This window comes from Escherichia sp. WS1368 (assembly GCF_046487485.1).
Classification (GTDB): Bacteria; Pseudomonadota; Gammaproteobacteria; order Enterobacterales; family Enterobacteriaceae; genus Escherichia; species Escherichia coli.
The window spans coordinates 43,486-56,853 of sequence record NZ_JBJQJI010000015.1 but is presented as its reverse complement, the minus strand read 5'-3'; the positions used below and the strand labels follow the sequence as shown (position 1 = coordinate 56,853).

11 protein-coding genes and 1 pseudogene are annotated in these 13,368 nt (G+C 51.5%); 8 read left to right on the top strand and 4 right to left on the bottom strand.

The genetic code is table 11. From position 1 onward, the window contains the following. Positions 1 to 394 precede the first annotated feature (394 nt). Genes ACJHYD_RS20045 through ACJHYD_RS20030 form a run of 4 tightly spaced genes read left to right on the top strand, consistent with a single transcriptional unit; the run spans position 395 to position 5,111 of the window. Positions 395 to 841, top strand: coding sequence for a PTS fructose transporter subunit IIA (locus ACJHYD_RS20045; RefSeq protein ID WP_001550361.1), 447 nt, complete (start codon positions 395 to 397; stop codon positions 839 to 841). 10 nt (positions 842 to 851) lie between these two features. After that, positions 852 to 2,303, top strand: coding sequence for a PTS fructose-like transporter subunit IIBC (locus ACJHYD_RS20040; RefSeq protein ID WP_001550360.1), 1,452 nt, complete (start codon positions 852 to 854; stop codon positions 2,301 to 2,303). Further along, a complete protein-coding gene (locus ACJHYD_RS20035) occupies positions 2,293 to 3,363 on the top strand; it encodes an aminopeptidase (protein WP_001550359.1) in 1,071 nt (356 codons plus the stop codon). Before ACJHYD_RS20040 ends, ACJHYD_RS20035 begins: the two co-directional genes overlap by 11 nt. Beyond that, positions 3,363 to 5,111: a putative frv operon regulatory protein gene (locus tag ACJHYD_RS20030; RefSeq protein ID WP_001550358.1), complete on the top strand. Its 1,749-nt coding sequence runs from the start codon at positions 3,363 to 3,365 to the stop codon at positions 5,109 to 5,111. The genes ACJHYD_RS20035 and ACJHYD_RS20030 overlap by 1 nt, the downstream gene beginning before the upstream one ends. 55 nt (positions 5,112 to 5,166) lie before the next feature. Here the strand turns inward: ACJHYD_RS20030 and ACJHYD_RS20025 are convergent. Both ACJHYD_RS20025 and fdhD read right to left on the bottom strand, forming a co-directional pair. Beyond that, positions 5,167 to 5,808: pseudogene (locus tag ACJHYD_RS20025) on the bottom strand (YiiG family protein); the annotation flags it as partial. Positions 5,809 to 5,896: 88 nt separating this feature from the next. Continuing rightward, positions 5,897 to 6,730, bottom strand: coding sequence for a formate dehydrogenase accessory sulfurtransferase FdhD (gene fdhD, locus ACJHYD_RS20020; protein ID WP_000753589.1), 834 nt, complete (start codon positions 6,728 to 6,730; stop codon positions 5,897 to 5,899). A gap of 193 nt (positions 6,731 to 6,923) precedes the next feature. Here fdhD and fdnG point away from each other — a divergent pair, with 193 nt between their 5' ends. Genes fdnG through fdhE form a run of 4 tightly spaced genes read left to right on the top strand, consistent with a single transcriptional unit; the run spans position 6,924 to position 12,447 of the window. After that, positions 6,924 to 9,974 carry a formate dehydrogenase-N subunit alpha gene (gene fdnG, locus ACJHYD_RS20015; RefSeq protein WP_077626238.1) on the top strand — a complete coding sequence of 1,017 codons (3,051 nt, stop codon included), beginning with the start codon at positions 6,924 to 6,926 and terminating at the stop codon, positions 9,972 to 9,974. Positions 9,975 to 9,986: 12 nt separating this feature from the next. After that, positions 9,987 to 10,889 carry a formate dehydrogenase O subunit beta gene (gene fdoH / locus ACJHYD_RS20010; RefSeq protein ID WP_000331377.1) on the top strand — a complete coding sequence of 301 codons (903 nt, stop codon included), beginning with the start codon at positions 9,987 to 9,989 and terminating at the stop codon, positions 10,887 to 10,889. Then, a complete protein-coding gene (gene fdoI / locus ACJHYD_RS20005) occupies positions 10,886 to 11,521 on the top strand; it encodes a formate dehydrogenase cytochrome b556 subunit (RefSeq protein WP_000829013.1) in 636 nt (211 codons plus the stop codon). Before fdoH ends, fdoI begins: the two co-directional genes overlap by 4 nt. Beyond that, positions 11,518 to 12,447, top strand: coding sequence for a formate dehydrogenase accessory protein FdhE (gene fdhE, locus ACJHYD_RS20000; RefSeq protein WP_109553726.1), 930 nt, complete (start codon positions 11,518 to 11,520; stop codon positions 12,445 to 12,447). The genes fdoI and fdhE overlap by 4 nt, the downstream gene beginning before the upstream one ends. A gap of 181 nt (positions 12,448 to 12,628) precedes the next feature. Here the strand turns inward: fdhE and ACJHYD_RS19995 are convergent, their stop codons facing one another. Beyond that, positions 12,629 to 12,871: a CopG family transcriptional regulator gene (locus ACJHYD_RS19995; RefSeq protein ID WP_001309881.1), complete on the bottom strand. Its 243-nt coding sequence runs from the start codon at positions 12,869 to 12,871 to the stop codon at positions 12,629 to 12,631. 218 nt (positions 12,872 to 13,089) lie between these two features. Next, entirely contained in the window at positions 13,090 to 13,308 is a 219-nt protein-coding gene (locus ACJHYD_RS19990; RefSeq protein ID WP_001295676.1) for a CopG family transcriptional regulator, read from the bottom strand. Positions 13,309 to 13,368 lie beyond the last annotated feature (60 nt).

Here is a 13,368-nt window from a genome sequence, read left to right as displayed (position 1 = left end):
GAATTTTTAATCCAACTTCAGCAGGCCGATGGATAGTATCCCGCTGCATAATATGAGTAAATCCGCTGATTTCCTGGAACGTGAGGAATATAACAATAGTGCCGTTTTTAACTAAATATCGTAAAAAATATTAGATATAATTCACGCTGACTCATAAGCCACAAATATAAATAACCTTGCTGCAAAACATGTGCGACAGTTAAACATTCACAACATCATTAAATAATGATTTCTTATTCACTGCATTTATTTTGCCCATCAATATGTGCCTTACTCCGCAAAATTTATCCTTCACTCTGCCTTATATTGTCACGACTTCACGACATATCCGCGCTCATCACAAAACCGCTCCGCCGTTACAATTAACTATAATATTTTTTCATGGAATCCAATAATGGCAGCACTTACTGCAAGCTGTATTGACCTGAATATTCAGGGCAATGGCACTTATTCCGTTCTGAAGCAGTTGGCGACAATGGCGTTACAAAACGGTTTTATCACCGACTCACACCAGTTCCTGCAAACTCTGCTGCTGCGCGAAAAAATGCACTCCACCGGTTTTGGTTCCGGCATCGCCGTGCCGCACGGTAAAAGCGCCTGCGTTAAACAACCGTTCGTGTTATTCGCCCGCAAAGCGCAGGCCATTGACTGGAAAGCCAGCGACGGCGAAGACGTCAATTGCTGGATCTGCCTCGGCGTGCCGCAAAGTGGCGAAGAGGATCAGGTCAAAATCATCGGCACACTGTGTCGCAAAATTATCCACCAGGATTTTATCAACCAACTGCGACAGGGCGACGCCGACCAGGTGCTTGCTTTGTTAAATCAAACCCTCAGCTCATAAGGAAGTGGCGATGGAGTCATCCTTACGTATTGTCGCGATCACCAACTGCCCCGCCGGGATCGCTCACACCTACATGGTGGCGGAAGCCCTGGAACAGAAAGCCCGTTCTCTCGGTCATACCATTAAAGTTGAAACTCAAGGATCAAGCGGCATCGAAAACCGCTTATCCAGCGAAGAGATTGCCGCTGCCGATTACGTGATTCTCGCTACCGGGCGTGGCCTGAGCGGTGATGATCGCGCGCGATTTGCCGGGAAAAAGGTTTATGAAATTGCCATCTCCCAGGCGCTGAAAAATATCGACCATATTTTCAGTGAATTACCGACAAACTCACAATTTTTTGCCGCAGATAGCGGCGTGAAGCTCGGCAAACAGGAAGTGCAAAGTGGCAGCGTAATGAGCCACCTGATGGCGGGCGTCTCTGCGGCGCTGCCGTTTGTCATCGGTGGCGGTATTCTGGTGGCGCTTGCCAACATGCTGGTGCAGTTCGGTTTGCCGTATACCGATATGTCGAAAGGCGCGCCGTCGTTTACCTGGGTGGTTGAATCCATCGGTTATCTCGGCTTCACCTTTATGATCCCCATCATGGGCGCTTATATTGCCTCGTCGATTGCCGATAAACCCGCTTTCGCTCCGGCGTTTCTGGTTTGCTATCTGGCGAACGACAAAGCCCTGCTCGGCACCCAGTCTGGCGCGGGCTTCCTCGGTGCGGTGGTGCTTGGGCTGGCGATTGGCTATTTCGTCTTCTGGTTCCGTAAAGTGCGCCTTGGCAAAGCATTACAACCGCTGCTCGGTTCCATGCTGATCCCGTTCGTTACTCTGCTGGTTTTTGGCGTACTGACTTACTACGTTATCGGACCGGTGATGTCCGACCTCATGGGCGGGTTGCTGCACTTCCTGAACACCATTCCTCCGTCAATGAAGTTTGCGGCGGCGTTTCTGGTCGGTGCAATGCTGGCGTTCGATATGGGCGGCCCTATCAATAAAACCGCCTGGTTCTTCTGCTTCTCACTGCTGGAAAAACACATTTACGACTGGTACGCCATCGTCGGCGTTGTCGCGCTGATGCCGCCTGTCGCGGCGGGTCTTGCGACGTTCATTGCGCCCAAGCTGTTTACTCAACAGGAAAAAGAAGCCGCCAGTAGCGCCATTGTGGTCGGTGCCACGGTCGCGACCGAACCGGCTATTCCTTACGCTCTGGCGGCACCACTGCCAATGATTACCGCCAATACGCTGGCGGGCGGCATTACCGGCGTGCTGGTGATCGCTTTCGGAATCAAACGACTGGCACCTGGTTTGGGTATCTTTGACCCGCTGATCGGCCTGATGTCGCCGGTGGGTTCGTTTTATCTGGTGCTGGCGATTGGTCTCGCGCTGAACATTTCATTCATTATCGTCCTGAAAGGATTATGGTTACGCCGCAAAGCGAAAGCCGCGCAACAGGAGCTTGCCCATGAACATTGAGTTACTGCAACAGTTGTGCGAAGCCAGCGCCGTTAGCGGCGATGAACAGGAAGTTCGCGACATTCTGATCAACACGCTGGAACCTTGCGTTAATGAGATCACCTTTGATGGTCTGGGCAGCTTTGTTGCCCGTAAGGGGAATAAAGGTCCAAAAGTTGCCGTTGTCGGGCATATGGATGAAGTCGGCTTTATGGTCACCCACATCGACGAGAGCGGTTTTCTGCGTTTTACCACCATTGGCGGCTGGTGGAATCAGTCGATACTCAACCACCGGGTAACCATACGCACACACAAGGGATTTAAAATCCCTGGTGTGATTGGTTCCGTCGCGCCTCATGCGTTAACGGAAAAGCAAAAGCAACAACCGCTGTCATTTGATGAGATGTTCATTGATATTGGCGCGAACAGTCGCGAAGAAGCGGAAAAACGCGGCGTGGAAATTGGTAATTTTATTAGCCCGGAAGCCAATTTTGCCTGCTGGGGCGAAGATAAAGTGGTCGGCAAGGCGTTGGATAACCGCATCGGCTGCGCAATGATGGCTGAGCTATTGCAGACGGTGAATAATCCCGAAATTACGCTGTATGGCGTTGGCAGTGTGGAAGAAGAAGTTGGCCTGCGCGGGGCGCAAACCTCGGCTGAACACATTAAACCGGATGTTGTGATCGTGCTGGATACCGCCGTCGCAGGCGATGTTCCGGGCATTGATAACATTAAATACCCGCTAAAACTGGGCCAGGGGCCGGGGCTGATGCTGTTTGATAAACGCTACTTCCCCAACCAGAAGCTGGTGGTGGCGTTAAAAAGCTGTGCCACACATAACGATTTACCGCTGCAATTTTCCACCATGAAAACCGGTGCGACGGATGGCGGGCGCTACAACGTGATGGGCGGCGGGCGTCCGGTTGTCGCGCTGTGCCTGCCAACGCGTTATCTGCACGCCAACAGCGGCATGATTTCAAAAGCCGATTACGATGCTCTGCTCACGCTGATACGGGGTTTTCTGACGACCTTAACTGCGGAGAAAATCAACGCGTTTAGCCAGTTCCGTCAGGTGGATTAATGCTAAACGAACGCCAGTTAAAGATTGTCGATCTGCTGGAGCAACAGCCGCGCACGCCTGGCGAGCTGGCACAACAGACTGGCGTTTCGGGCAGGACCATCCTGCGCGACATTGACTATCTCAACTTTACCCTTAACGGCAAAGCCCGCATTTCCGCCAGTGGCAACGCGGGCTATCAGCTGGAAATCTTCGAGCGCCGCAGCTTTTTTCAGTTGCTGCAAAAGCACGATAACGACGATCGGCTGCTGGCGCTGCTATTACTGAATACCTTCACTCCCCGTGCGCAACTCGCCTCGGCGCTTAATTTGCCAGAAACGTGGGTAGCAGAGCGCCTGCCCCGCCTGAAACAGCGCTATGAACGCGGTTTTTGTCTCGCTAGTCGCCCTGGTTTGGGCCATTTCATTGATGAGACAGAAGAGAAACGCATTATTTTGCTGGCGAATCTTTTACGCAAAGATCCGTTTTTAATTCCTCTGGCGGGCGTAACACGAGACAACCTTCAGCAATTATCCACGGTCTGCGACAACCAACACCGCTGGCCGCTGATGCAGGGTGATTATCTCTCCAGCCTGATTCTGGCGATTTACGCCCTGCGTAATCAACTGACCGATGAGTGGCCGCAATATCCCGGTAGCGAGATAAAACAGATCGTTGAATATAGCGGCCTGTTTCTTGGTGATAACGCTGTAAGAACGTTGACGGGGTTGATAGAAAAACAGCATCAACAGGCGCAGGTTATTTGTGTCGATAATGTGCTGGCATTGCTGCAAAGGGTGCCGGGCATTGCGTCATTGAATATTATTGATACGCAACTGGTTGAGAATATTACCGGGCATTTATTACGTTGCCTTGCCGCACCAGTATGGATTGCTGAGCACCGCCAAAGCAGCATGAATAACCTGAAAGCCGCCTGGCCTGCGGCCTTTGATATGAGTCTGCACTTTATTACGCTACTGCGTGAACAGCTCGATATTCCCCTTTTCGACAGCGATCTGATCGGTTTGTATTTTGCCTGTGCGCTGGAACGACATCAAAACGAACGCCAGCCGATCATTTTGCTCTCGGACCAGAACGCGATTGCCACTATTAATCAGCTCGCCATTGAGCGCGATGTCCTGAATTGTCGGGTGATTATTGCCCGCAGCCTGAGCGATATTACCGCCATTAGCCAGGAGATTACGCCGTTATTGATCGTCAATAACAGCCACTATTTGCTGGATGACGCGGTAAAAAATAGTATTACCATCAAAAATATCATTACCGCCGCCGGGATTGAGCAAATTAAACATTTTCTTGCCACGGCATTTATTCGCCAGCAGCCGGAGCGTTTTTTCTCTGCCCCCGGAAGTTTTCATTTTTCGAATGTACGCGGTGAAAACTGGCAACATATTACCCAGCAAATATGTGCACAATTAGTGACGCAACACCACATTACCGCCGATGAAGCACAACGGATCATCGCCCGCGAAGGCGAAGGTGAAAACCTGATTGTTAATCGTCTCGCCATCCCACATTGCTGGAGCGAACAGGAACGCCGTTTTCGTGGATTTTTTATTACCCTCGCCCAACCGGTTGAGGTGAATAACGAAGTAGTTAACCATGTGCTGATCGCCTGTGCCGCCGCCGATGCGCGTCATGAGCTAAAAATATTTAGCTATCTGGCAAGCGTATTGTGTCAGCATCCGGCAGAGGTTATTGCCGGGTTAAAAGGATATGAGGCATTTATGGAGTTACTTCACAAGGGGTGAACTGTGTCGGATGCGCCGCATCCGACACTGCATTTATCACCAAAATCAAAAACGTTTAACGCAGGCTATTATAGTCATCGACCATTTCGTTGTACTCGCGTAACGCTCGCGGAAATGAGTCGTCGACCATCCAGCTGGTGTTTGCATCCTGAAGTTGCTCTTTATCCCAGTCAGAGTACGGAACTTTATCTCTGACGCGGCGAACATATTTTTTAGCCTCGAGTTGATACTGGTCTGCCGAATTAATGAACGAGAAATTCATACCGCCTTTATCCGCTTCTTTGGCCTGCGCCACCAGCGTTTCCAGTTCAGAGACTTTCTTCATTGCCGCATCAACATCAAACTTCTCTTGCGAAATCAGGTTATTAATTTGTTTCGCTGAAATCATGACTGCCAGAGAGTAGTAGTGGAATGTTTTCCCTTCTCTTTGTTCAATATTTTTCAGTTCCGCAAGCTGGCGCTTATCGTTAATTTCCTGAATCGCCGCATGATAAGATTCTGCTACAGGTTCAAAGGCTTCAAGATTTTTTAAGAATGTCTGGTGCAGCGTTTTCCCTTTCGCAAACGCATCGTCTTTATAATTTTCCTGGGTGTAATATTTATCCATTTCGTTAATGGTATTACCCAACGCCACGGCAGCATCAATATAACTCACCGCCACGCCATCAATAGGTTGCAGCGCAGGCGTTAACGCCACTACACGCATTTTGTTTATAAATAAAATAATAAAATTCACGAAATGAATAAGTCCTGCAATTTAATATATATCGCAGGACTTATTTTAATTAATTGCTCAAACGCTGCGGATGGGTATAAACCGTTGCCCGACCCGGTTTACAAAAGCCCACCAGCGTCAAATTACAGCGTTCAGCCACTTCTACAGCAAGTGTGGTCGCGGCAGACACCGCAAACAAAATCTCTACGCCACACATCGCCGACTTTTGCACCATTTCATAACTGGCACGACTGGAAACCAGCACCGCACCTTGCTGCCAGCTTTCCCCTTCTTGTGACCGGCGGCCTAACAGTTTGTCCAGCGCCACATGGCGACCCACGTCTTCATGCCCGCCGACCAGTTCGCCAGATGGCAACATCCATGCAGCGGCGTGAGTACAACCAGTCAGTTGCCCCACTGGCTGGAAATCATTGAGATGACGTAATGCATCATCCAGTTTGTTGAGATCAAACGTCTGGGTGAACGGCAGCGGCTGCACCGGTTTCCCGATATCGTTAAGCTGTTCTACACCGCATACGCCACAGCCCGTACGTCCCGCCAGCGCCCGGCGGCGTTCCTTCAACCCCATAAAGCGGCGGCTGGAAAGCTCAATTTGAACTTCAAGACCATTACAGGAAGGAACGACATCCATGCCAAAGATATCGCGCGGACTTTCGATTATCCCCTCGGAAAGCGAAAAACCGAGCGCAAAGTACTCAAGGTCTTTGGGCGACGCCATCATCACCACATGCGAAATGCCGTTGTAGACCAGCGCAACGGGAACTTCTTCCGCGACCTCATCTAACCGTGGGTGTTGTAAATCATCACGCCGCCATAACTCAATTTGACGAACACCTGTGATATTTGTCACATTTTCGATTTCTTTTTGCTGTGTTTTTTTCACTTTCTCTTAACCAGATAAGAACACACACACCAACATTATGGTATTCTGTTACAAACCCTTCCTGGATGGAGGGAAATTGAGCCAATTCTGGACCTTTGCGGCCCCTTCCGCAAAGAAAAATAACTCCCACTCCCTGCACACGCAGCAAGCGAATGTAAATGGGACGTGACAATGTCGAAACAAGGAGCAATCCATGCAGGTCAGCAGAAGGCAGTTCTTTAAGATCTGCGCTGGCGGTATGGCAGGCACCACGGCGGCGGCACTGGGTTTTGCCCCCAGCGTAGCACTCGCGGAAACCCGGCAGTATAAACTGCTGCGCACCCGCGAAACCCGTAATACCTGCACCTATTGTTCCGTAGGCTGTGGGCTGTTGATGTACAGCCTCGGTGACGGAGCAAAAAACGCCAAAGCATCTATCTTCCATATCGAAGGCGATCCGGATCACCCGGTCAACCGCGGTGCACTTTGTCCGAAAGGCGCTGGCCTGGTGGATTTCATCCACTCCGAAAGCCGTCTGAAGTTTCCGGAATACCGTGCGCCAGGTTCTGATAAATGGCAGCAAATCAGTTGGGAAGAGGCGTTTGATCGCATCGCCAAACTGATGAAAGAAGACCGCGATGCTAACTACATTGCGCAAAACGCCGAAGGCGTGACCGTTAACCGCTGGCTCTCCACCGGGATGCTGTGTGCTTCCGCGTCGAGTAACGAAACCGGCTATTTAACGCAAAAATTCTCCCGCGCGCTGGGTATGCTCGCGGTCGACAACCAGGCGCGTGTCTGACACGGACCAACGGTAGCAAGTCTTGCTCCAACATTTGGTCGCGGTGCGATGACCAACCACTGGGTCGACATCAAGAACGCCAACCTCGTCGTGGTGATGGGCGGTAACGCCGCTGAAGCTCACCCGGTCGGGTTCCGCTGGGCGATGGAAGCCAAAATTCACAACGGCGCGAAGCTGATTGTGATCGATCCTCGCTTTACGCGTACGGCGGCGGTGGCTGACTACTATGCCCCTATTCGTTCCGGTACTGACATTGCTTTCCTGTCAGGCGTATTGCTGTACCTGCTGAACAATGAAAAATTCAACCGCGAATACACCGAAGCCTATACCAACGCCAGCCTGATCGTGCGTGAGGATTACGGCTTTGAAGATGGCCTGTTCACCGGCTATGACGCGGAAAAACGCAAGTACGATAAATCCTCCTGGACTTACGAACTGGACGAAAACGGCTTCGCCAAACGCGATACCACGCTGCAACATCCGCGCTGCGTGTGGAACTTGCTGAAACAGCACGTTTCCCGCTACACGCCAGATGTGGTTGAAAACATCTGTGGTACGCCAAAAGACGCGTTCCTGAAAGTCTGCGAATACATCGCAGAAACCAGTGCTCACGATAAAACTGCCTCGTTCCTGTATGCCCTCGGCTGGACGCAACACTCCGTTGGTGCGCAAAACATTCGTACGATGGCGATGATCCAGCTGCTGCTCGGCAACATGGGGATGGCAGGCGGCGGCGTTAACGCCCTGCGCGGTCACTCTAATATTCAGGGGCTGACGGACCTGGGGCTGCTGTCGCAGAGCCTGCCAGGTTACATGACGCTGCCAAGCGAGAAGCAGACCGATCTGCAAACCTACCTTACCGCCAACACGCCAAAACCGCTGCTGGAAGGCCAGGTAAACTACTGGGGCAACTACCCGAAATTCTTCGTCTCTATGATGAAGGCCTTCTTTGGTGATAAAGCGACGGCGGAAAATAGCTGGGGCTTTGACTGGTTGCCGAAGTGGGATAAAGGCTACGACGTCCTGCAATACTTCGAGATGATGAAAGAAGGCAAGGTCAATGGCTATATCTGCCAGGGCTTTAACCCTGTTGCCTCATTCCCGAACAAAAACAAAGTGATCAGTTGTCTGTCGAAACTGAAGTTCCTCGTCACTATCGACCCGCTGAACACTGAAACCTCTAACTTCTGGCAGAACCACGGTGAGCTGAACGAAGTTGACTCGTCGAAGATCCAGACCGAAGTGTTCCGTCTGCCATCGACCTGCTTCGCGGAAGAGAACGGTTCAATCGTTAACTCAGGTCGCTGGTTGCAGTGGCACTGGAAAGGTGCGGACGCCCCTGGGATTGCGCTGACTGACGGCGAGATCCTCTCCGGTATCTTCCTGCGCTTGCGCAAGATGTATGCCGAACAGGGTGGCGCGAACCCGGACCAGGTGCTGAACATGACCTGGAACTACGCCATCCCGCATGAGCCGAAGTCGGAAGAAGTGGCGATGGAGAGCAACGGTAAGGCGCTGGCCGATATTACCGATCCGGCAACCGGTGCGGTTATCGTCAAGAAAGGCCAACAACTTAGCTCGTTCGCCCAACTGCGCGATGACGGTACCACCTCCTGTGGCTGCTGGATTTTCGCCGGTAGCTGGACGCCAGAGGGCAACCAGATGGCGCGTCGTGATAACGCCGATCCGTCTGGCCTCGGTAACACGCTGGGCTGGGCATGGGCATGGCCGCTTAACCGCCGCATTCTGTATAACCGCGCCTCCGCAGATCCGCAGGGTAACCCGTGGGATCCGAAGCGTCAGTTGCTGAAATGGGACGGCACTAAGTGGACCGGCTGGGATATTCCGGACTACAGCGCAGCGCCTCCGGGCAGTGGCGTTGGGCCGTTTATCATGCAGCAGGAAGGCATGGGGCGTCTGTTTGCCCTCGATAAGATGGCGGAAGGTCCGTTCCCGGAACACTACGAGCCGTTTGAAACGCCGCTGGGAACTAACCCGCTGCATCCAAACGTTATCTCGAACCCGGCTGCACGTATCTTTAAAGACGACGCCGAAGCATTGGGTAAAGCCGATAAGTTCCCGTATGTCGGAACCACCTATCGTCTGACCGAGCACTTCCACTACTGGACCAAACACGCGCTGTTGAACGCGATTTTGCAACCAGAGCAGTTTGTGGAAATCGGTGAGTCGCTGGCGAATAAACTTGGCATTGCCCAGGGCGATACAGTGAAAGTCTCCTCCAACCGTGGCTATATAAAAGCCAAAGCGGTGGTGACCAAACGTATTCGCACGCTGAAAGCGAACGGCAAAGATATCGATACCATCGGTATCCCGATTCACTGGGGCTATGAAGGTGTTGCGAAAAAAGGCTTTATTGCCAATACGTTAACGCCATTCGTTGGTGATGCGAACACGCAGACGCCAGAGTTTAAGTCCTTCCTTGTGAATGTGGAAAAGGTGTAACGGAGACGACATATGGCTTATCAATCTCAAGATATCATTCGTCGTTCCGCGACTAACGGTCTGACCCCCGCGCCTCAGGCGCGGGACTTCCAGGAAGAAGTGGCGAAACTCATCGACGTCACCACCTGTATCGGCTGTAAAGCCTGTCAGGTGGCGTGTTCAGAGTGGAACGACATTCGCGATACCGTCGGCAATAACATTGGGGTGTACGACAACCCCAATGATTTAAGTGCCAAATCGTGGACGGTGATGCGCTTCTCGGAAGTGGAACAGAACGACAAACTGGAATGGCTGATCCGCAAAGACGGCTGTATGCACTGTTCCGATCCAGGCTGCCTGAAAGCGTGCCCGGCGGAAGGAGCAATTATTCAGTATGCCAACGGTATCGTCGACTTCCAGTCCGAGCAGTGCATCGGCTGCGGTTATTGCATTGCGGGCTGTCCGTTCGACATTCCGCGCCTCAACCCGGAAGACAACCGCGTCTACAAATGTACGCTGTGCGTTGACCGCGTGGTGGTTGGGCAAGAACCGGCCTGCGTGAAGACCTGCCCAACGGGCGCGATTCACTTCGGTACGAAAGAGTCGATGAAAACGCTGGCGAGCGAGCGCGTGGCGGAGCTGAAAACTCGCGGTTACGACAATGCGGGTCTGTACGATCCGGCAGGCGTTGGTGGTACACACGTTATGTACGTGCTGCACCATGCTGACAAGCCAAATCTGTATCATGGCTTGCCGGAGAACCCGGAAATCAGCGAAACCGTGAAATTCTGGAAAGGCATCTGGAAACCGCTCGCAGCTGTTGGCTTTGCGGCTACCTTCGCAGCCAGTATCTTCCACTACGTGGGTGTCGGTCCGAACCGTGCGGATGAGGAAGAGAATAATCTGCACGAAGAGAAAGACGAGGAGCGCAAATGAAACGACGTGACACCATCGTGCGCTACACCGCGCCGGAACGTATCAACCACTGGATCACCGCCTTCTGCTTCATCCTGGCGGCGGTGAGCGGGCTGGGCTTTTTGTTCCCGTCCTTCAACTGGTTGATGCAAATCATGGGCACACCGCAGCTGGCGCGAATTCTGCACCCGTTTGTCGGCGTGGTTATGTTTGCCTCGTTCATCATCATGTTTTTCCGTTACTGGCATCACAACCTAATCAATCGGGATGATATCTTTTGGGCGAAGAATATTCGTAAGATCGTCGTCAACGAGGAAGTAGGTGACACCGGGCGTTATAACTTCGGTCAGAAATGCGTTTTCTGGGCGGCGATTATTTTCCTGGTTCTGCTGCTGGTGAGCGGCGTGATTATCTGGCGTCCTTATTTTGCGCCTGCTTTCTCAATCCCGGTGATCCGATTCGCGTTAATGCTGCATTCATTTGCCGCAGTGGCGTTAATTGTGGTTATCATGGTGCATATCTACGCCGCCCTTTGGGTGAAAGGCACGATTACCGCCATGGTGGAAGGATGGGTTACCAGCGCCTGGGCGAAGAAACATCACCCGCGCTGGTACCGTGAGGTCCGCAAGACAACGGAAAAGAAAGCTGAATGAGTATTCGCATAATCCCGCAAGATGAGCTGGGTTCGAGCGAGAAACGTACGGCGGATATGATTCCGCCGTTATTGTTCCCTCGGCTCAAGAATTTATACAACCGCCGCGCCGAGCGTCTGCGCGAGCTGGCAGAAAATAATCCGCTGGGTGATTACCTGCGCTTTGCTGCGCTTATCGCCCACGCCCAGGAAGTGGTGCTGTACGACCATCCGCTGGAGATGGATCTGACCACGCGCATTAAAGAAGCCAGCGCACAAGGCAAGCCCCCGCTGGATATTCACGTTCTGCCGCGTGATAAGCACTGGCAAAAGCTGCTGATGGCGCTAATTGCTGAGCTGAAACCTGAAATGAGCGGCCCGGCGCTGGCAGTGATTGAGAATCTGGAGAAGGCATCGACTCAGGAGCTGGAAGATATGGCCAGCGCACTGTTTGCCTCTGATTTCTCGCCCGTCAGCAGCGATAAAGCGCCGTTTATCTGGGCTGCGCTGTCGCTCTACTGGGCGCAGATGGCTAATCTGATCCCCGGCAAAGCCCGCGCTGAATACGGCGAACAACGTCAATATTGCCCGGTATGTGGCTCTATGCCGGTGTCCAGCATGGTGCAAATTGGCACCACTCAGGGTCTGCGTTACCTGCACTGCAACCTGTGTGAAACCGAATGGCACGTAGTGCGCGTAAAATGCAGCAACTGCGAGCAGAGCGGCAAACTGCATTACTGGTCGCTGGATGACGAACAGGCCGCGATTAAAGCCGAAAGCTGCGATGACTGCGGCACTTACCTGAAGATTCTTTATCAGGAAAAAGAACCGAAAGTTGAAGCCGTGGCAGATGACCTCGCCTCTCTGGTACTGGACGCGCGAATGGAGCAAGAAGGCTACGCCCGCAGTTCCATCAACCCGTTCCTGTTCCCGGGTGAAGGGGAGTAATCTCTGACGTTTTCCGGGTGGCGCTGGTCGCCCGGATTACAGCTCATAGGGTGTGACGACACTATCTCTCTTATTCCGCGTTACCACCTCAAGCTATGCTGCCAGTGCCTGTTTTGCCTCAATTTTCACACTGAACAAATCGATAACAATATCGATATCAAATAGCCAAATCTTTTTGCCATTACCATTCCTCGCGCAGCTTACGCTGGTATTCGACACCATCTTCCTCACTCCCTTGCCAGATGCCAAAAGCACTGGCTCTTGCTGTTTGCGATTGATTTACCAGGTATTGATCTACCGCTTCCCGTAATAGCTCCGCACGAGGAAGATTACGCTGCACCTCGAGATCATCAAGTTGCTTAAACAACTCATTCGATAAATTGAGTAAAATTCTGCCCATATCTATACCTGCCAGAGAGTTCATAAATATTTCGCCAATATCATTTTTGAATCTATGGAGAGAAAAGTACCCTTGCCGAATCTTTAAAGAAAGCTCATTTACGCATCATTTTTTATTTTTGCGAGGCGTTTTCCAGATATGATGTAACAGTTGCAGTTATTATAAGTTCAAGTAAAACAACCTTGTATTAATACCACAATAAGGGTATCTGGTTTTTATATTCAAGAATAAAAAAATTTTTGTCATTCCTTATGCTCCTTACACTGATCATCAACACCAACTACCTCCCCCTTTTGCCTGCCTCCCTTTGCTTTACGCACCGGGAATTGCTGACGTTCCAGATATTGCTCTACCGCTTCGCGTAAAATTGCAGATCGTGAAACCTTACGCCAGCCCCTAAGCTTGTTCAGCCGTTTAATTGCCTCTTCTGATAAATGAAGAAAAACCGTATTCATCGCCATTACCAATACCTTACATATATTACTCATTAATGTATGTGCGAAAATTACGCTGAAAAATCA